The organism is Johannesbaptistia floridana (assembly GCF_057440575.1).
In genome coordinates, this window is record NZ_JALKVM010000170.1 from 1 (window position 1) to 17,257 (window position 17,257).

The following is a 17,257-nucleotide window of genomic DNA, read 5'->3' on the forward strand; positions in this document are numbered from 1 at the left end:
AGGTTGTAGGTTGGGCCCTTGGAATACGAAACCCAACAGCATCCCTATAATGTCTTAATATGTGTTTGTGTTGGGTTGCACTTCGTTTAACCCAACCTACTGATTATTTTGAGAGAGATATTGAGTCAAGGAGATCGCACTCAATGATGGTTGAAGAAGATTATTTTTAGCTTGTAGGTTGTAGGTTGGGCCCTTGGAATACGAAACCCAACAGCATCCCTATAATGTCTCAATGTGTATTTGTGTTGGGTTGCACGTTTGTATACCCAACCTACTGATTATTTTGAGGAGGATATTGAGGGAAATGATATTAGTAACTAATTGTCTAAAATTTTGTAAAATCAAAGCATGTAGGCCACTAGCTGGAGGCATTAGTTTAAGTTTTCCGTTGACTAATTCATATTTATTATCTGTTTTGTCTTTATAGTTTAAATATTCAGTGAAAGAATAAGTTTTTGTTTCTAGTTGAACCATTGTAAATAAGTAATAGTTAATCTTAGATTTAAACAAGCGATCGCCCTTTTATAGCGCTACGCATTCAAGTTAGGAGATTTTTAAGTGGTGAAACCGAATACTAGAATAACTATTTCCTGTTCGGGAGTCAATACTGCTTTTGTTAAGAGAAAATTATTGATTAGAGTAAGGTTGAAAGGAGATTAGGTACAAAGCCAAAAACCCCTCTGTTGAAGCTCCCGTGCTCCGGTGCTCCCTGCTTTCTCAGAAGGAATATGTTTGATTCAAAACCTACGCAGTATTGGTTCGGGAGTTCCTTTTGTATCAAGTAGCGATATAACTTAGTTTAACGTAACCGAAAAAAAATCCTCGGTATTTTAAACCGAGGAATGTTTGAGATTAAGTAGTTTGAGCTAATTTTTGCATTGCTTTAGATAACTCTGCGGCTACTTCAGGGCGAGAAAATTGTGGAGGAGGCAACTCTCCACGTCGAAGCATTTCACGTACTTTTGTTCCAGAAAGGTGTATACGTTGTTCTTTAGTAGCAGGACTAGTTTTAGTGGTTGCCATCTGTTCTGTTACTTTACAGTAGAAGGCGTGCTCAAATTTCATTGGTACGATACCCAGTTCCCCTGGTTCAAACTTATCAAAAATATATTGAGCGTCATAAGTACCATAATAATCGCCTACCCCTGCATGGTCCCGACCTACAATAAAATGAGTACATCCGTAATTTTTACGAATTAAAGCATGAAAAATAGCTTCTCTTGGACCTGCATAGCGCATAGCTGAGGGATTAATCGCTAAAACCACTCGGTCTTGAGGAAAGTACTTATCAATCATGATTTCATAACAGCGCATTCTCACATCAGCGGGAATATCATCTTGTTTAGTTGCCCCTACGAGAGGATGTAAAAATAATCCATCTACTGTTTCTAGAGCACATTTTTGAATATACTCGTGGGCACGGTGAATGGGGTTACGAGTTTGAAATCCGACGATAGTTTTCCAGCCTTTTTCAGCGAAGATAGCTCGTGATTGAGCCGGGTCTATTTGATAAGCTGGAAACTGAGGATGAGCTTCTCTTTCTAACAGCCAAACAGGACCTGCTAAATTTACAGGTCCTTGTTCATAGACTACTTTTACTCCAGGATGTTTATCTTCGTCAGTACCATAAACGTTAATAGCTTCATGGGCTTTGCTGTAGTGATACTTATGGGTTAATTCCAAAATACCAATGAAGCGACCTTGGGAATCATCTAAGCGTACCCAGTTACCTTCTTTTAGGGGTTCTGCTACTTCTTCGCTCACAGAGAGGGTTACTGGAATTGACCAGGGAGTCCCATCGGACAAGCGCATATCTTCAACTACTTTTTCGTAGTCTCCTTGTTCCATGAAGCCGTTAAGGGGGCTAAAGCCACCAATGGCAATCATGACTAAATCAGAAGTTGCTCTTTTATCTAATTGGACTCTGGGCAATTTATCAGCCTGTTCTAAGAATTCGGCTTTTTCTGCTGCTGTGGCCACTCTATTTACTAGTTGACCACCGTGGGGTGTGATTCCTTCTACCTGTATACTCATATTTTTTTTTGTGATTATTCACCAATCAATAGTATCAGTCTTTAGCACATTTGTTAACTCAATGTGAACAGCTACTAAAAACTTTGCACAGAATCACGTCCTTGGGCTTTAGCTGTATACAGGGCTTGATCTGCTCTTTGAATTAATACTTCTGTTGATAAAAATATATGGGGAATAATACTAGCTACTCCTAAACTTAGGGTAACTTGATGATAATTGGAACTAGCATGGGTAATATTCAGAGCTTTAACTTGCTTACGAAGAGAGAGAGCAAGGTTGACACTGAATTGGCTAGAAACTCCCGGTAAAATAATCGCAAATTCTTCTCCTCCGTAACGGGCTACTAAGTGCTCGGGATTAGTTACTGAATTAGCAAGGGTGTTGGCGATCGCTTGTAAGCATTTATCTCCTGCTAAATGTCCGTATGTATCGTTATACTTTTTGAAGAAGTCTACGTCACAGAGGATTAGGGATAGGGTTTCTTGTGACGTTAATAACTCCTGCCAACATTCTTGTAGATAGGCATCGAAGTGATGACGATTAGCCACTTGAGTTAAACCATCTATACAGGAAAGCTTTTGTAGTTTTTTATTCGCTATTTGTAGCTGTTTGTATAGTTCTCCTTGATGAATAGCGATCGCTATTTGGGTTGCTAATTGACTTAAAAGACTTATTTCTTGTTCTTTCCATTTACGAGTTTGGTAACATTCGTGAGCAATTAGTAAGCCCCATAATGTTTTTTGATGAATTATTGGCAGTACCAGATTACTTTTTATCTGGTAGCTTTGCAGTAAATTTAGATGACATTCTTGTATGTTTGCTGTCGTTACATCTTCTATAGCTCTAATTCGTCCTTGGAGATAATATTCTACGTACTTTTCTCCAAAACATTCATCTTTTATCGATTTTCCCAGTATAGATAGTTTTGATTCTGAGACTGATTCTACTACTACTTCCCCTAGATAGTGTTCGTCAAATTTAAATAAAATCACTCTATCTGTATTTAGGACGTGGCGTACTTCGTTAACCGTAGTCTGTAAAATATCTTCTAAGTTTAGAGATTCTCTAATTTTTTGAGCTATTTCTCTCAGCAAATGCTCTCGCGTGCTGTTTTCTTTTATTTCCTTTTGTAGTTCTTCATAAACTTGTATTTTTTGAGTAAGTTTTGTTTCTATCGAGATAATATTTGACTTATTTATATCTTCACATACTTTTTCTTGAGAAGTTCGACTATTAAGAGGGGCTGATATTTGAGTTGCTGGCAATTCTAGTTTGTTTACAATATTTTTAACTAGCATATTAGTGAGATGTTCACTATCAAGAGGTGGACTAATAAAATAGCCCTGGATTTCATCACAATCGAATTGTTTTAGTAAACTAGTTTGTTTTTTATTTTCTACACCTTCGGCAATCACTCGCAAGTTAAGAGATTTTCCCAGCATTATAATACTTTGACAAAGTTTAGCTGAATTTTCTGATTTTTCTAGGGTGTCTATAAACGATTTATCGATTTTTAAAACATTTACTGGTAAATCTTTTAATATACTCAAGGAAGAATAACCTGTCCCAAAATCATCAATGGCTATGCTGATTCCTTTTTGAGTTAGCTTAGTAAGAAGTTTAATAGTTTGATCGATATTTTTTAATATAGTACTTTCAGTAATTTCTAATTGCAAGTAGCGAGGATTAATTTGAGTAGATTCAAGTATTGACTCTACTTCTGCTAAAAATGTTGGTTTTTGCAGTTGAATAGGTGATATGTTCACTGACATTTTTACACTGGGAAATCCGGTTGATTCCCAAAAATGTTGTTGTTTACAAGCTTTAGTTAAAATCCACTTTCCTAATTCATGAATCATGCCAATTTCTTCGGCTAGGGGAATAAATTGAGCGGGAGAAATCCAACCTAATCTTGGGTGATGCCAACGCATTAAAGCTTCTACGCCGATGATTTCTCCTGTTTTTAAACATACTTGTGGTTGATAGTGCGCGATTATTTCTTGACGTTGTATTGCTTGTCGTAAGTCTGATGCTAAGGTTAACCAGTTTAGATTTTGTTGTTTTAATTCGGGATTATAAAATTTATAGGTGTTTTTCCCTTGGTTTTTTGCTTTATACATTGCTGTTTCAGCATTTTTAATCAGGGTATCTATGTTGTCTCCGTCGTAGGGGGCCAGGGATACTCCTATACTAGTACTTATATATATGTATTGATTTTGACATTGAAATGGCTTTTGCACTATGGCTAATATAGATTTACATATTCCAATTAATTGATCTGCATAAGTTAATTTGTGCCATAATATCACAAATCTATCTCCATGCCAACGAGCTAAAAAAGGTTCTAAGTTTGGTAAGGTATCTATATAATTTTTTAGTCTTTCGGCTATTTGTTGTAGTAAATAGTCTCCAACTGTATGACCTGCTGATTCGTTAATACGCTTAAATTGGTCTAAATCAAGCATCACGATTCCAATAATCTCACCTTGGTAGATCGCATCTACTAAAGATAAGTTGACTTTTTGGCTAAAAATATAATTATTTGGTAATTGAGTTAAGCTATCGTAGTTAACTTGATGCTCAATGATATCGTTTAATCTTTGTTGGGTTAAGAGTATGTAGAGATATCTACCAATTTCTCTGGCTAAATTTATTTCTATCTTAGTCCAGTAGGGAGAACCTCGTTTAGTTTCGCACCAAGCTTGAAAGGATTTACGAGGTTTTAAATGGCGTTTATCTGTGTCTTGTCTCCCTGCCCAGAGAATCTCCCATTGTTGCTCTTTACGGAATAAAGCTATACAACCAATCCATTGATGATGATGATGTAGAGATATAAATAGAAAAGAATGAATATTAGGATTAAAGAAGTTTACTAATTCTTTATTTCCTAAAGCTGCGATTAATTCTTCCCTTGTATAAATTTGAGGATTGTCAGGGGAGGTATTTTTTTTCTTAATATCGTTGAGAGCTATTTCTTTAATTACATTCAAGCAATCAGAAGAAATTTTCGGTTTTTCATGGCAGACGACTTCTCCGTAATCATAGATTTGAGCTGGTGCTCCTGTCAAATCTGGTACAAGATAAACTAAGCCTCCATCTGCCTGGAGATATTCTGTCCCTATAGCTAAAATCTTTTGCCATTTCTCTTGCTGGTTTGTTTGATTATCCCACCAAATATTATTAATTCTTTCTGTAATTAATTGTTGGGTTTTTTGATATTGGGATTGAGCCATCAGAGTTTCTTTATTTAGACCTAGGGAAATTTGCTTACTTAGTATTTGTACTAGGTGTATTTCCGATTGCTGAAAGCGACGAGGTTGGCTATGATGAATAACTAATAATCCCCAGAGTTTTCCCCAGTCAAGTATAGGAATAGCTAATGAAGACAATACTCCCATGGCTAATAAGTATTCTAAGTGACAAGGATCTACTAGTTGATAAGTTACTTGATTTGCCTCATCACTACTATTATGATCGCAGGAATAATCTTGATAGATAATTTTACGCTTTGCTGTAACATCTATTGCCACTCCTCCCAGAGATTTAATTAGTGATTGTCTCACTTGAGATGGTATATCTGTGTGAGGAAAATGCAATCCTAGAAGAGAGGGGAGGCGATTTTCCTCGTATGCCTCAGCTATTACTTCTCCATTATTCTCTGAGTCGAATTTGTAAATTTTCAGTCGATCTACTTTTAAGATGTCTCTGGCTTCTGTGGCGATCGCCTGTAAAATTAGACAAAAATCTTTATTTTCTCGTTGCGTGTAGATTAAATTTGTCATTTTTGCTAAAAATATTTTTTGACTTATCATTTATTTTTCCTTCTTAAACGTTTTATCTCTTGATATTTTTTTATTAATAAATAAATTTTATAGTAATCTTAACTCAAGTAAACTACAATAATTATTGCTTTAATGTTGAAGGTAGAAGAATCAGCTTTCTGGGATACCGAGCAGAGATGAGACAATAAAAATGCTATATTTTATTTGACACTAAGGTTAACTTATAAATAATCGATCTAATTATCAATTTACCTTGTTTTCGTGTGAAATGCCAGCAAGCACATTAACTATTTTAATCTTTCCCTGTTGCTTTTTCTCTATAATTTATGGGTTACGTGCTTCGCGGGGTTCACATCCTACCTTTTAACTTGCATCTAACGGGGTGACAATAAGGTTAAAATCGAAGCAGGTGTAAGGTTTGGTGGTTTTTAAAGACAACTGACTTTTATTATCAAGGGAAATTGGTATTGTCAAGTCAGTCAGAATAATTAAGGACAAGCTATAATGAGTAAAAATATATAGATAGAAAGATGACACCAGAACTTGAGCAAAGAATTAAACAACTAATACAAACTCACAAAATTTTAGTCTTTATGAAGGGCTCTAAACTAATGCCTCAATGCGGTTTTTCCAACAATGTTGTGCAGATTTTAAACAGTTTGGGTGTTCCCTATGAAACAGTAGATATTCTCGAAGATCCTGAAATACGCCAAGGAATAAAGGAATACTCTAATTGGCCTACTATTCCACAGGTTTATGTTAATGGGGAATTTTTAGGAGGTTCAGATATTATGATTGAACTTTATCAAAGTGGGGAATTACAAGAATCCTTAGAAGTCGCTTTAGCTTCATAGTGTGAACTTGAAATATTTTCATCTGAAAACATCTGAATAGGTAGGGTGAGATTCAATTTCACCCTACTTATTATTGTTAATAATATTCTACTTCTGCTTCTGGTAAAGGTTCTACAAAATTAGAAGAGTCTTGGAGAAAGCGAGTTGCTTCTTCTTCGAGACGATGAATCAAGTAAATTTCGAGAACATTAGTCTGACGAAGACAAGTTAAATAGCCTTCTAAGTACATTTTTAGATGATCGTAAGTATAACCGCGATGGTGAAAATCGACGAGATTATCAGTAAGTTTTTGATAGTATCGGATGGATTGAGTATTTTGTAGCATAAGTTTATTTTATCGTCCTGGTCAGGGGCTCACAATGAACCTACTATTCTATCTTAACAATAAGATTTCTCTGTTCTAAAGTATTTTTATAGCTTCATATCAAGTTCTTCTCTCACAGTGAGAATAAAACAGATATGTTAAGACTGAGATGATCACCTCTAAAACTCAGATCTTGCATCTTTACCTAATGTTACTGGTTGTGGTTGAGTAATGAGTTTTGAAGTAATGAGTTTTGAAGTAATGAGTTTTGAAGTAAGAGAATTAATGCTCAATCGTTTTTTAGAATTTTTTAATCAATTTGATATAACAGGCAGTATTTTCAGGAGGATAAGTTAGGGATCCTTGAACTAGAATAGACATAAATAAATTAAAATTAGTTTAAGATAGAAAATAGTCTATGATATAAAATATTAAAGCAAAATCAAGTTATGATTCACGCAACCCTCCATCAATTAGCCGTTTTTGAAGCTACAGCACGCTTAGGTAGTTTTACTCGTGCCGCCGAAGAGCTATTTATTACACAACCAACAGTTTCTAGTCAAATTAAACAATTAACTAAAGTAGTTGGTTTACCGTTATTTGAGCAAATTGGAAAGCGTTTATATTTAACCGAAGCCGGGGAAGAGTTATTAAAAACTAGTCAGGACATTTTTAACCGTTTAGAAAACTTTGAAATGAAAGTCGCCGATCTCAAAGGCACAAAACAAGGAAAATTACAAATAGCTGTGATTACTACGGCAAAATATTTTATTCCGAGGATGTTGGGAGCTTTTTGTGAGGAGTATCCAGGCATAGATGTTTCTCTAAACGTGACTAATCATCAACAGATGCAACGTCGGATGTTAGAAAATCAAGATGATTTATATGTTTTAAGTCAACCACCCAAAGAGATTGATTTACATAGTCAAGCTTTTCTGGATAATCCTCTAGTAGTGGTAGCCCGTGCTAATCATCCCCTAGCTGGGAAAAAAAACTTGCCAATTCAAGCTCTCGATGGTGAGCCTTTTATTATGCGAGAATTGGGATCCGGCACCAGGGCTGCTGTGGAAGAATTATTCTCTAAATATGGAATTAAAGTATCGGTTAGATTAGAGTTAGGTAGCAATGAGGCAATTAAACAGGCGATCGCTGGTGGCCTCGGTATTTCTGTTTTATCTCAACATACTCTAACTTCCGAACAGTGTAATTCTGAGTTATGTATTTTAGATGTACAACATTTCCCCATTAAACGCCGTTGGTTTGTTGCTCATTTATCAGGAAAACGTCTTTCAGTAATTGCTCAAGCTTTCTTAGCGTATTTAATTGAAAAGAGCAAATATATCAATATATCTTTTGAGCCTAGTCTAGTGGAAAAGAAAAGTTCATACAGGTGAGATAGATATATAGAGGGCGGGTTTATTCCCACCCTCTATAGCCTTACGCATTAATATTAGGACATTTTTTGTTGTTCCCGTCCGGCGTTGGACCCCGCGCCGGGTAACGGCGCTCTCTTCCCTCCGCTATTCCAAGCATTGCCTAGGCGTAGCGCTATCTTACTAACTTTGGTTAACAGAAATGGGCTGTGATTGATTTTGAGCTAGAAACTTCTCTAACTCTGTAATAGCTTCGCCATCGATTTTAGTTTGCATAGGACAGAATTTTGGTCCACACATAGAACAAAACTCAGCAGTTTTGTAAATATCTGCGGGTAGAGTTTCATCATGATACTCTTTAGCCCTATCTGGGTCTAGAGATAGTTCAAATTGGCGATTCCAATCAAAATCATATCTAGCTTGAGATAGTTGGTCATCTCTGTCTCTAGCACCAGGGCGGTGACGAGCAATATCAGCAGCATGGGCAGCAATTTTATAAGCAATTAACCCATTACGTACATCTTCTGCATCTGGTAACCCTAAATGTTCTTTTGGCGTTACATAACAAAGCATAGCTGTGCCGTGCCAACCTGCGATCGCTGCTCCGATAGCGGAGGTTATATGGTCATAACCAGGTGCTATATCTGTTACCAGAGGACCTAGTACATAGAAGGGGGCTTCTGAACACTCTTCCATTTGTTTTTTGACGTTAAATTCGATTTGGTCGATGGGCACGTGTCCGGGACCTTCTACCATCACTTGTACATCATGTTCCCAGGCTCTGCGTGTTAATTGCCCGAGGGTTTTCAGTTCTGACAGTTGAGCCTCATCTGACGCATCGTGTAGACAGCCTGGACGTAGAGAGTCTCCTAAACTGAAAGATACATCATATTTTTTGAAGATCTCAATAATCTCATCAAAGTGAGTGTATAAAGGGTTTTGTTTGTGGTGATGTAGCATCCATTTAGCGATAATCCCTCCACCTCTAGAAACAATTCCGGTGATCCGATTTTTTACTAGTGGTAGGTATTCAATCAGCAGACCTGCATGAATAGTCATATAATCAACGCCTTGTTTTGCGTGTTTTTCAATTATATGAAGAAAATCTTCTGCCGTTAGATTCTCGATGCTGCCATGAACACTTTCTAGGGCTTGATAAATAGGTACCGTCCCGATTGGTACAGATGAAGCTTTAATAATTGCTTCGCGAATTGTGTCGAGATCTCCGCCTCCTGTAGATAGGTCCATTACTGTATCAGCACCGTATTTTACTGATAGTTTTAGCTTTTCTACCTCTTCTTGGATATTGGAAGAATTTGGAGATGCACCAATATTAGCATTTACCTTACATTTAGAAGCGATACCTATACACATTGGTTCTAGATTTGTGTGATTGATATTCGCTGGAATAATCATTCTGCCTCGGGCTACTTCATCGCGAACTAGCTCTACAGGGAGATTTTCCCGCTTGGCGACGTAATCCATTTCTTCTGTTAATATTCCTTGACGAGCATAGTGCATTTGAGATACATTTGCCTGTCCACGTCGCTTAGCGATCCATTCTGTTCTCATATTTGTTTTCCTCTATTTACAGCTTCCCTCCGCTGGTATTATCCAGTCTCAGGTTCTAAGAGTATATCTCAGCTTGGTTGAGCCAAGCACCCCTAGCTATAGAAGTTCATTTTAGCATAATTTATCTTATTGTTTTCTTAACTTATATATAATTACTGCTATCAAAAAAGCAGCAAAAATACCAGCACTAATAATCACAGAAGAGTTATCCTGATTAGCTACTCCAATCCAACATAGAGCCCAGACAATTACCAGAGGATAGGCGAAATCAGACTTTTGCCCACAGGGGATTGCTCCCAATATAGTTCCCACTCCCATCATAATTATCGTCCAAACTGAAGGACTCAACCCCCAACCATTCCAGTTATTATAATCTAAGGCACTAGCTATGTTAACAATAGTCGCCACACTAATCCAACCCAGATAAATACTCACAGGTCGATGTATCAACCATTTAGTTTTACTGGATCTACTCATAGGTATACGATAATAGAGAATACTTAACATGGACAAAATCACCAGCATAGGTAGGATAGAAGCTGTAAACCAGCGATACTGAAAAAATACTATCCAGATAATCTGCGCTAAACTAGCCAAAGGTAAAAAATAACCTAAATAGCGTGTAGTTTGACTAGATGAGGGGAAAAATTGGTAAATAGCGAGACTGATTAATCCTAAATAAATTACTCCCCAAATTATAAAGGCAGAATTAGCCGGAATTATCAGCACGTTGGCGAAAAACTTATTAGAAATTTCGCCTATGTTTAAACCATTTAAAGGCACTATATTAGCTAATATATTGGCAAAAAAAGCTCCAATAATAGATATTAAATTACTCCATTGTCTGAGACGGTCTGAGGTTAGCTTAATCATAAGGGGCCTGTTTAAATCGCCAAAGTTACGTACATTATCCCTCACTTCTTATGTTTTCTCAAGGCAGAGAAAAAACCTAAATTAATATTAATTGTTAAACTTTGAAAAGAAAGCTCCTATCTTACTGAACAACTTATAATATTGATAATGTGGATTAATTATATACATTTCTATGTAGAAGATGCAGAAAAATGGCGAGATTGGTTTGTGACTAGCATGGGGTTTCAGGCGATCGCCTCTATAAATGATGGTAGTACCCTAACTGAGATTATCTCTACTAATAAGATTACTTTTGTTGTTTCTAGTCCTCTAACCCTTGGTAGTCCAGTCTCTCAATATTTTCTCAATCACTCCTCTGGAGTAGTTGACTTAGCTTTTTTAGTTCCAGATCTAGATAAGATTGTTACTATAGCAAATAAACAGAAGACTAAATTTTCTCAGCCTTTACAAGTAGATATTCAAACTAATCGTAAATGGTGCCAAATTATCAATCCAGTGGGATTTAAACATACCTTAGTCGAAGGTAGAGATGATTCTCAGTTTATCTTTCCTGCTGTGGATTTATTACCCATCTCACCTGTTACCAGCAATAATAATATATTTACTCATCTAGATCATCTAGTTTTAAATGTTGGTAAAGGTAAACTAAACAAGGTGGTAGATTGGTATCAAACTATTTTGGGGTTTCAACCACAACAAACTTTTGAAATCGGTACTGAAAACAGCGCTTTATCTTCCCAAGTCATGGTTCATCCTGATACTGGAGTACAACTACCGATTAATGAACCTATAGATAATAATTCTCAAGTGCAAGAGTTTATTAACTTTAATGGTGGTGCCGGAATTCAGCACATTGCCTTAGGTACAAGTAATATCATTGCTGCTACTTCACATCTTAAAGCTTTTGGGGTTTCTTTTTTAAATATTCCCGATGAATATTATGAGTATCTACCTTCAATGGATTTATCTAGGGTAGAATATCAACAATTGAAAAACCTGGGTATTTTGATAGAGTCCCAAAGCACCACGGTAACAGGTTGGCAACCTTTGTTGTTACAAATTTTTACTCAACCTATTTTTTCACTACCTACGTTCTTTTTTGAATTAATTGAACGTCGTCATCAGGCTATTGGCTTTGGCAATGGAAATTTTCAAGCTTTATTTGAAGCCATTGAAAGAGAACAGTTAAAAAGAGTACTAAAATAATAAAAAAACTACATCTAACTCAACTAAACAAGTTAGATGTAGGAGGAAATACCAAGATTTAAGCTAATTAAAGCCCCTGCTATCTTGCCAAAGCAATTCAGCAGGGGTTCTGTGCCTTTATACGGCTTCTAAGTCTTTTTCTCCGGTTCTAATTCTCACAATTTGTTCCACAGGAGAAATAAAGATTTTACCATCCCCAATTTCTCCTGTTCGTGCTGCTGCAATAATCTTGTCAACTACAAGGTCTAATTGATTATTTTCAACTACTATTTCTATTTTGAGTTTTTGTAAAAACTCAACTGTGTATTCTGAACCGCGATAACGTTCTGTTTGTCCTTTTTGACGACCAAAACCTCTAACTTCTGAAACTGTCATTCCCACAATTCCGGCATTGACTAGGGCAATTTTTACTTCGTCAAGCTTAAATGGTCTGATAATTGCTTCTATTTTCTTCAACTTTTTAGACTCCTCGATTGATTAATTTAAATTATTGTTTACTTAACTAAGTCTGTAAACTTTTATCACTAGAGATCAAGAATTTTTGTAACTTATTTTACAATTATTGATTTTCAGAGTGCAACCATTTTATGATCATAAGAGGTAAGGGAGTTTTTAGTCTAGTTTGGGAATTGATAGCAATATGTTTAGTCATAGCTTTAGCAACAATTTCCTCTTCTTTTAGTACATGATAGCTGATGTTAAAACTAAATTCACTAGTTTGCCTGGGCCATAGTTGAATTAGTAATTCATCCCCACAAACTAAAGGACGAAAAAAGTCAATTTCTCCATGAGTGATTGGTATGGCGATCGCTCCTTCCCTAACTATTTTTTTAAATTCTACCTTGGATTGAGACAAACACTCTTCATAAGCTTCGTGACATATTGATAACAGTTTAGCGAAATAAATCACCCCAGCTGCATCTGTATCTCCTAGGTATACTCTTCGTCGGTAACTATAAATGATTTTGTTTTACTCCTTTTTTGCTTAAATCAGCATATATGCTTACCGGATATCTGTATAAAAATCAGTAAAATAGAATACATTTTTCCCAAAAAAAAAGATATAATAAAGTTAATTAAGAAATCATCTGAGGGGAAAAAAATGTTAAAAGGAAACAAAAGTGAAATTCTCAAAGAAGCCACCGCTAATCATCGTCAAAGTTTGCTCAAAAATCTACAGCATCGCTTAGAAGTAGCAAGAGCAAAAGGTGATGAAAAGCTGATAAGTCAACTAGAAGCAGAAGCCAAATATTTACATATCATGTAATTTGGGGAATTTTGGGAATTTTGGGAAAAAAGGATAATCGTACAATACATATTGAAATAGCCCACATAGTGAAAAAGGAACTAATGTGGGTATTTTATATGATTTTAAAAGATATGAGTATAAAGGCCAACTAAAATGGTTATAATTAGACAATAAAACCAATCAACAAATAACTTATTAATATTGAATGTCTGCTTATTCTGATGACCAGTCAAAACCAAAGTCAGAAAACCAAAACCAACAAGAAGAAAAAAATTGGGTAGATGAAGATATAACAGAATCTCCTCAATCATCTGTACCAAGTAAGCCTTCACCCTTAACTCAAGATTCCAGTAAAACCATAGCGATGGTGGAAACAGCTTTTTTAGCGAGTACTTCGGCGATAATCTGGCTAATTAACTATTATTTTCCCCTAGGACCAGTACTGAGGATTTTTTTCCCGATTCCTATTGCCTTAGTTTATTTGCGACGAGGAAATCGTGCGGCTTGGATGACAGCTTTGGTATCAACCCTGCTATTATCAGTACTAATGGGACCAGTAAGGAGTATTGTTTTTTTGATCCCCTATGGTCTAATGGGAGTGCAACTGGGTACTTTTTGGCGACGAGGAGGGAGTTGGTACTTTTCCCTAGCAGTAGGAGCAATTATTGGGACTTTTGGGATCTTTTTCAGAATATACCTATTCTCAATATTTTTAGGGGAAGATTTGTGGAGTTACTTTATGGTTCAAATCACAGAATTAGCTGATTGGATTTTTCTAAAATTAGGGCTACTAACTCAGCCAAGTATGTTGTTAATAGAAATATTAGCCCTGATCATGATTATCTTGAGCAATCTTTTTTATCTTCTGACTGTTCATTTAGCAGCACTATTAGTTTTAGATAAATTGGGGAATCCTATACCTCGACCACCAGAATGGATTAAAGTAATCTTAGACTATGATTGAAGTCTATACAGCTAAGAAAACAGGAGAAAACTGGTTAAACAGCTATCGAGGCAAAAAACCCCTGTTTGCTTGCATTTTAGGATTTACAGCCACAGGACTAATTCCCAATATTTCGGCAGCGGGGGCAACACCTCAACAACGTCAGTATACAGCGATCGCTGATGCAGAATTCTTAATCAACGGTGGGGCAAAAGTACCAAAATATCCTTTACCACCCTTAACGGCGGGTGCCTCTCCAGCCTTAATCAGTCGAGCAGTGGTAGAAAGTTGTAATCTACCAGTTTATTTGTTTAATGCCGGATTACCCACTCCTCCAGCAGTGCCAGCCATTGACTTAGGGGGAAAACCTGCCCAATGTGTAAGTAGTGGACAAGCATTATCAAAAGAGATAGTTAAGCATTTATGGCAACAAGGTTTAGAATGGGGAGCAAAGCTAGGGAAATTAGCTCAAAACAGTTACGTAATTATTGGTGAATGTGTAGTAGGAGGAACAACTACAGCCCTAGCCTTACTTACAGGATTAGGTATAGACGCAAAAGGAAGAGTAAATAGTAGTCATCGCCTTTGTAATCATCAGCAAAAATGGGAAATTGTCCAACAAGGATTAACTCAGGCAGGATTTAAATCTCCTTACCAGAAAATTGATCCTTTTGAGTTAGTAGCTGCCGTGGGAGATCCCATGCAAATAGTCGCCGCGGCGATGGCGATCGCCGTCAGTAAATATGCTGGGGTAATGTTAGCAGGGGGAACCCAAATGTTAGCTGTTTATGCTTTAATTAATGCTGTAATGGCTAAATATAGTCTTGAAGCTAAACTAGAGCAAATGGTGATTGGTACAACTCGCTGGGTGATTGAAGATTCTACAGGTGATACGATTGGTTTAACTACCTTGATTAGTCAACAATATCAATTAGGTACTATTCCTCTGATGGGTACTCAACTCAATCTGAGTACATCAGCATATCCTAGTTTAAGAGCTTATGAACAAGGCTATGTCAAAGAAGGAGTTGGTGCGGGAGCTTGTGCGATTGCTGCCTCTGTTTATCAAGATTATACCCAAGAAGATTTACTTGGAGCTATTGAGAAAATAACTAAGTTCTGCTGAAAAAGTAAATCTTTATGAAGAGGTGGCAACCACTCAGAGACAACGAGTTAGATTGTTGGGTTTCGTTACCAAGGGCCCAACCTACAGTATATAATATGAAACTAGGGCGTGCTGAATAAATCTAAAACTGTTAAATTTTTCGTATCACTCCGGCTATATGAGGACTGACCACAGGGAAGTCTAATAGAAATTCACGGTAATCTAGAATTTCCCATTCCAACTGTTGAAGAAAACTTCCGGTTTCTCGATTGGTGTGGCAGTTATCAAAGAAAGTTTTCCATGCTGGTTTAAGGCTATCTTGAACTCTTCTGGTCCAAGTTCCTGATTTGGCAGCCACATGTTCAATAAAAATGAATTTACCCCCAGGTTTCAATATGCGTTTAATTTCTTGAAGACTGCGGCTGGGGTCTTGAACGGAACAGAGAACATGAGTACTAACAACGGCATCGATACTTTCATTCTCTACAGGTAGATTTTCTGCTGTTCCTTGATGAATTTGAATGTTACTGAGCCCCTGTTTTTTTGCTTCTGTAGCTAAATAGGAGTGCATAAAGGCATTGGGTTCAATTCCTATCCACTCAATATCTTGAGGATAGTAGCTTAAACTTGCCCCAGCACCGGGACCTATTTCTAAGACTCGTTCCTCTAAATTACCTAGTAATGATTGTTTTAGCTGTCCTAGGCTTTGATACTTGGGGCAATCTTTGAGCTTAATTTTATGAGCATCAGCAGCATTAGCTCTTCCCATACCCCAAGCAAATAAACGTTTTTGTACAGTTGAAAAATCTAACATGATGATTAACTTTTAAGAGAATTCAGACTTGTGAATAGGTTTACAGTATTTGTGGCTAATACCTTGAACTGTTTGGTTAGCAGTTTTAATTTTAAGTTTGTAACCCGCGATGATTAAGTTCGGCGCCCCAAATTAAATTATTTTAATTAATTTATTGAGCATGTTCTTCTATTATCGGTGGCCCAAAGATTCTGTCGGTTAGTTTCACATACCAAGCGGCGGATTGAACTTGAATAATGTATCCCATGGCAATAATTAGAGCAATTTCTGAACCTTTTTCTGAACCAAAGACGGTAATGGCGATCGCCAAAGCAATGGAAAGATTACGCATGACTGTACCATACACTAAAGCAATAGCATCATCACGATTAAAGAAGCTTTTGCCAATAACCGTACTAATCAGGAAATTCAAACCATAAATAATTAATAGAGGTACAAAGAAGGAAAGAACTTCTACGGGATTGTTGATTATTGATTTAGCTTTTAAAGCCATAGCTACACAGACAATTCCTAATACACCCACAGTAGAAAAAACTGGGAATTTTTGTTTGATATTTTTATTGTATTTACTTTCCCCTACTGTGGCGATTAAAATTCTTTTGGTGACAAATCCTAACAACATTGGCAGAAAGACGATGAACACAATTTGCTTAAATACATCAATTAAGGGAATTTCTACCACTGTACCCATCAAAAACTTAGCATACAATGGTGCAGCTAAAGACCCAGCAATTAATCCAATTACTGTCATTTTGATGGCTGCATTAAGATTTCCTTTGGCAAATCCTGTCCAAGAAATGGTCATACCACTAGTGGGTAATAGGGAAGTCAGTAACAATCCTAATAAGATTAAGGGGCGATCGCCAAAAAACAGTTTCCCAATCCCAAAGGCGAAAAAAGGAATTACTGCAAAGTTTAGTAACTGAGTAATTGCTTGTAATTTTAAATCCCCCCCAGAAAAAACTTTGGCAATCTGCAAATTAATCATCATTGGATATACCATCAAAAAAGTTAAGGGGATAATCGCTGCTTTCAAGAAACCAGCATCAAATACGGCACCAAAGATAATGCCACCAATCATAAAAGCTGGTATTGACCACACTAAGTTCTCTTTGAGAGCTGATAAAATTTTCCACATTTGCTTAAAT

The 17,257-nt window shown here is 36.6% G+C and carries 16 protein-coding genes and 1 riboswitch; of the genes, 6 read left to right on the forward strand and 10 right to left on the reverse strand.

Translation table 11 applies throughout. The features are described 5' to 3' along the window. Positions 1-219: 219 nt before the first annotated feature. The 3 genes from MW688_RS11370 to MW688_RS11380 all read right to left on the reverse strand — a co-directional run bounded on the left by MW688_RS11370 (position 220) and on the right by MW688_RS11380 (position 5,846). Positions 220-474 carry a Uma2 family endonuclease gene (locus MW688_RS11370; protein ID WP_486736094.1) on the reverse strand — a complete coding sequence of 85 codons (255 nt, stop codon included), beginning with the start codon at positions 472-474 and terminating at the stop codon, positions 220-222. A 378-nt stretch (positions 475-852) separates the two neighbouring features. Further along, entirely contained in the window at positions 853-2,034 is a 1,182-nt protein-coding gene (sat, locus tag MW688_RS11375; protein ID WP_486736095.1) for a sulfate adenylyltransferase, read from the reverse strand. Between the two features lie 74 nt (positions 2,035-2,108). Then, positions 2,109-5,846, reverse strand: coding sequence for a diguanylate cyclase domain-containing protein (locus MW688_RS11380; RefSeq protein WP_486736096.1), 3,738 nt, complete (start codon positions 5,844-5,846; stop codon positions 2,109-2,111). Positions 5,847-6,346: 500 nt separating this feature from the next. Here MW688_RS11380 and grxD point away from each other — a divergent pair, with 500 nt between their 5' ends. Beyond that, positions 6,347-6,670 (forward strand): Grx4 family monothiol glutaredoxin, encoded by a 324-nt coding sequence (grxD, locus tag MW688_RS11385; RefSeq protein ID WP_486736098.1) that lies wholly within the window; start codon positions 6,347-6,349, stop codon positions 6,668-6,670. Positions 6,671-6,746: 76 nt separating this feature from the next. Here the strand turns inward: grxD and MW688_RS11390 are convergent, their stop codons facing one another. Continuing rightward, on the reverse strand, positions 6,747-6,995 hold the full coding sequence (locus MW688_RS11390) for a DUF6761 family protein (protein ID WP_486736099.1): 249 nt from the start codon (positions 6,993-6,995) through the stop codon (positions 6,747-6,749). Between the two features lie 428 nt (positions 6,996-7,423). On the opposite strand from MW688_RS11390, the gene MW688_RS11395 reads away from it, so the two are divergent. Continuing rightward, positions 7,424-8,368, forward strand: coding sequence for a LysR substrate-binding domain-containing protein (locus MW688_RS11395; protein WP_486736100.1), 945 nt, complete (start codon positions 7,424-7,426; stop codon positions 8,366-8,368). 162 nt (positions 8,369-8,530) lie between these two features. Here MW688_RS11395 and thiC read toward each other — a convergent pair whose 3' ends face one another. Continuing rightward, positions 8,531-9,919, reverse strand: a complete 1,389-nt coding sequence (gene thiC / locus MW688_RS11400; RefSeq protein WP_486736101.1) for a phosphomethylpyrimidine synthase — start codon at positions 9,917-9,919, stop codon at positions 8,531-8,533. Between the two features lie 7 nt (positions 9,920-9,926). Then, positions 9,927-10,023, reverse strand: a riboswitch (TPP riboswitch). A gap of 22 nt (positions 10,024-10,045) precedes the next feature. Continuing rightward, positions 10,046-10,792 (reverse strand): tryptophan-rich sensory protein, encoded by a 747-nt coding sequence (locus MW688_RS11405; protein WP_486736102.1) that lies wholly within the window; start codon positions 10,790-10,792, stop codon positions 10,046-10,048. A gap of 147 nt (positions 10,793-10,939) precedes the next feature. On the opposite strand from MW688_RS11405, the gene hppD reads away from it, so the two are divergent. Beyond that, a complete protein-coding gene (gene hppD / locus MW688_RS11410) occupies positions 10,940-11,998 on the forward strand; it encodes a 4-hydroxyphenylpyruvate dioxygenase (protein ID WP_486736103.1) in 1,059 nt (352 codons plus the stop codon). Positions 11,999-12,115: 117 nt separating this feature from the next. Here hppD and MW688_RS11415 read toward each other — a convergent pair whose 3' ends face one another. Further along, a complete protein-coding gene (locus MW688_RS11415; RefSeq protein WP_486736104.1) occupies positions 12,116-12,454 on the reverse strand; it encodes a P-II family nitrogen regulator in 339 nt (112 codons plus the stop codon). A 103-nt stretch (positions 12,455-12,557) separates the two neighbouring features. Beyond that, on the reverse strand, positions 12,558-12,959 hold the full coding sequence (locus tag MW688_RS11420; RefSeq protein WP_486736182.1) for an acyl-CoA thioesterase: 402 nt from the start codon (positions 12,957-12,959) through the stop codon (positions 12,558-12,560). Positions 12,960-13,100: 141 nt separating this feature from the next. Here MW688_RS11420 and pirA point away from each other — a divergent pair, with 141 nt between their 5' ends. The 3 genes from pirA to cobT all read left to right on the forward strand — a co-directional run bounded on the left by pirA (position 13,101) and on the right by cobT (position 15,316). Next, positions 13,101-13,265, forward strand: a complete 165-nt coding sequence (pirA, locus tag MW688_RS11425) for an arginine synthesis PII-interacting regulator PirA (RefSeq protein WP_486736105.1) — start codon at positions 13,101-13,103, stop codon at positions 13,263-13,265. A 187-nt stretch (positions 13,266-13,452) separates the two neighbouring features. Next, positions 13,453-14,211, forward strand: a complete 759-nt coding sequence (locus tag MW688_RS11430) for a DUF2232 domain-containing protein (RefSeq protein ID WP_486736106.1) — start codon at positions 13,453-13,455, stop codon at positions 14,209-14,211. Next, positions 14,204-15,316, forward strand: a complete 1,113-nt coding sequence (gene cobT, locus MW688_RS11435; RefSeq protein WP_486736107.1) for a nicotinate mononucleotide-dependent phosphoribosyltransferase CobT — start codon at positions 14,204-14,206, stop codon at positions 15,314-15,316. The genes MW688_RS11430 and cobT overlap by 8 nt, the downstream gene beginning before the upstream one ends. Before the next feature lie 130 nt (positions 15,317-15,446). Here the strand turns inward: cobT and MW688_RS11440 are convergent, their stop codons facing one another. Together MW688_RS11440 and MW688_RS11445 are read right to left on the reverse strand one after the other, a co-directional pair. Continuing rightward, positions 15,447-16,109 carry a class I SAM-dependent methyltransferase gene (locus tag MW688_RS11440; protein ID WP_486736108.1) on the reverse strand — a complete coding sequence of 221 codons (663 nt, stop codon included), beginning with the start codon at positions 16,107-16,109 and terminating at the stop codon, positions 15,447-15,449. Positions 16,110-16,260: 151 nt separating this feature from the next. Beyond that, the gene (locus tag MW688_RS11445; protein ID WP_486736109.1) at positions 16,261-17,247 is read right to left on the reverse strand and encodes an arsenic resistance protein; all 987 of its coding nucleotides are present in this window, start codon (positions 17,245-17,247) and stop codon (positions 16,261-16,263) included. Positions 17,248-17,257: the final 10 nt, after the last annotated feature.

What these genes read in the sequence shown, in the direction of transcription:
- grxD (WP_486736098.1), top strand. Translation starts at nt 6,347, where the DNA reads ATGACACCAGAACTTGAGCAAAGAATTAAACAACTAATACAAACTCAC.
- MW688_RS11440 (WP_486736108.1), bottom strand. Translation starts at nt 16,109, where the DNA reads ATGTTAGATTTTTCAACTGTACAAAAACGTTTATTTGCTTGGGGTATG.
- MW688_RS11445 (WP_486736109.1), bottom strand. Translation starts at nt 17,247, where the DNA reads ATGTGGAAAATTTTATCAGCTCTCAAAGAGAACTTAGTGTGGTCAATA.
- thiC (WP_486736101.1), bottom strand. Translation starts at nt 9,919, where the DNA reads ATGAGAACAGAATGGATCGCTAAGCGACGTGGACAGGCAAATGTATCT.
- MW688_RS11390 (WP_486736099.1), bottom strand. Translation starts at nt 6,995, where the DNA reads ATGCTACAAAATACTCAATCCATCCGATACTATCAAAAACTTACTGAT.
- MW688_RS11405 (WP_486736102.1), bottom strand. Translation starts at nt 10,792, where the DNA reads ATGATTAAGCTAACCTCAGACCGTCTCAGACAATGGAGTAATTTAATA.
- MW688_RS11380 (WP_486736096.1), bottom strand. Translation starts at nt 5,846, where the DNA reads ATGATAAGTCAAAAAATATTTTTAGCAAAAATGACAAATTTAATCTAC.
- MW688_RS11395 (WP_486736100.1), top strand. Translation starts at nt 7,424, where the DNA reads ATGATTCACGCAACCCTCCATCAATTAGCCGTTTTTGAAGCTACAGCA.
- cobT (WP_486736107.1), top strand. Translation starts at nt 14,204, where the DNA reads ATGATTGAAGTCTATACAGCTAAGAAAACAGGAGAAAACTGGTTAAAC.
- MW688_RS11430 (WP_486736106.1), top strand. Translation starts at nt 13,453, where the DNA reads ATGTCTGCTTATTCTGATGACCAGTCAAAACCAAAGTCAGAAAACCAA.
- hppD (WP_486736103.1), top strand. Translation starts at nt 10,940, where the DNA reads ATGTGGATTAATTATATACATTTCTATGTAGAAGATGCAGAAAAATGG.
- pirA (WP_486736105.1), top strand. Translation starts at nt 13,101, where the DNA reads ATGTTAAAAGGAAACAAAAGTGAAATTCTCAAAGAAGCCACCGCTAAT.
- MW688_RS11370 (WP_486736094.1), bottom strand. Translation starts at nt 474, where the DNA reads ATGGTTCAACTAGAAACAAAAACTTATTCTTTCACTGAATATTTAAAC.
- sat (WP_486736095.1), bottom strand. Translation starts at nt 2,034, where the DNA reads ATGAGTATACAGGTAGAAGGAATCACACCCCACGGTGGTCAACTAGTA.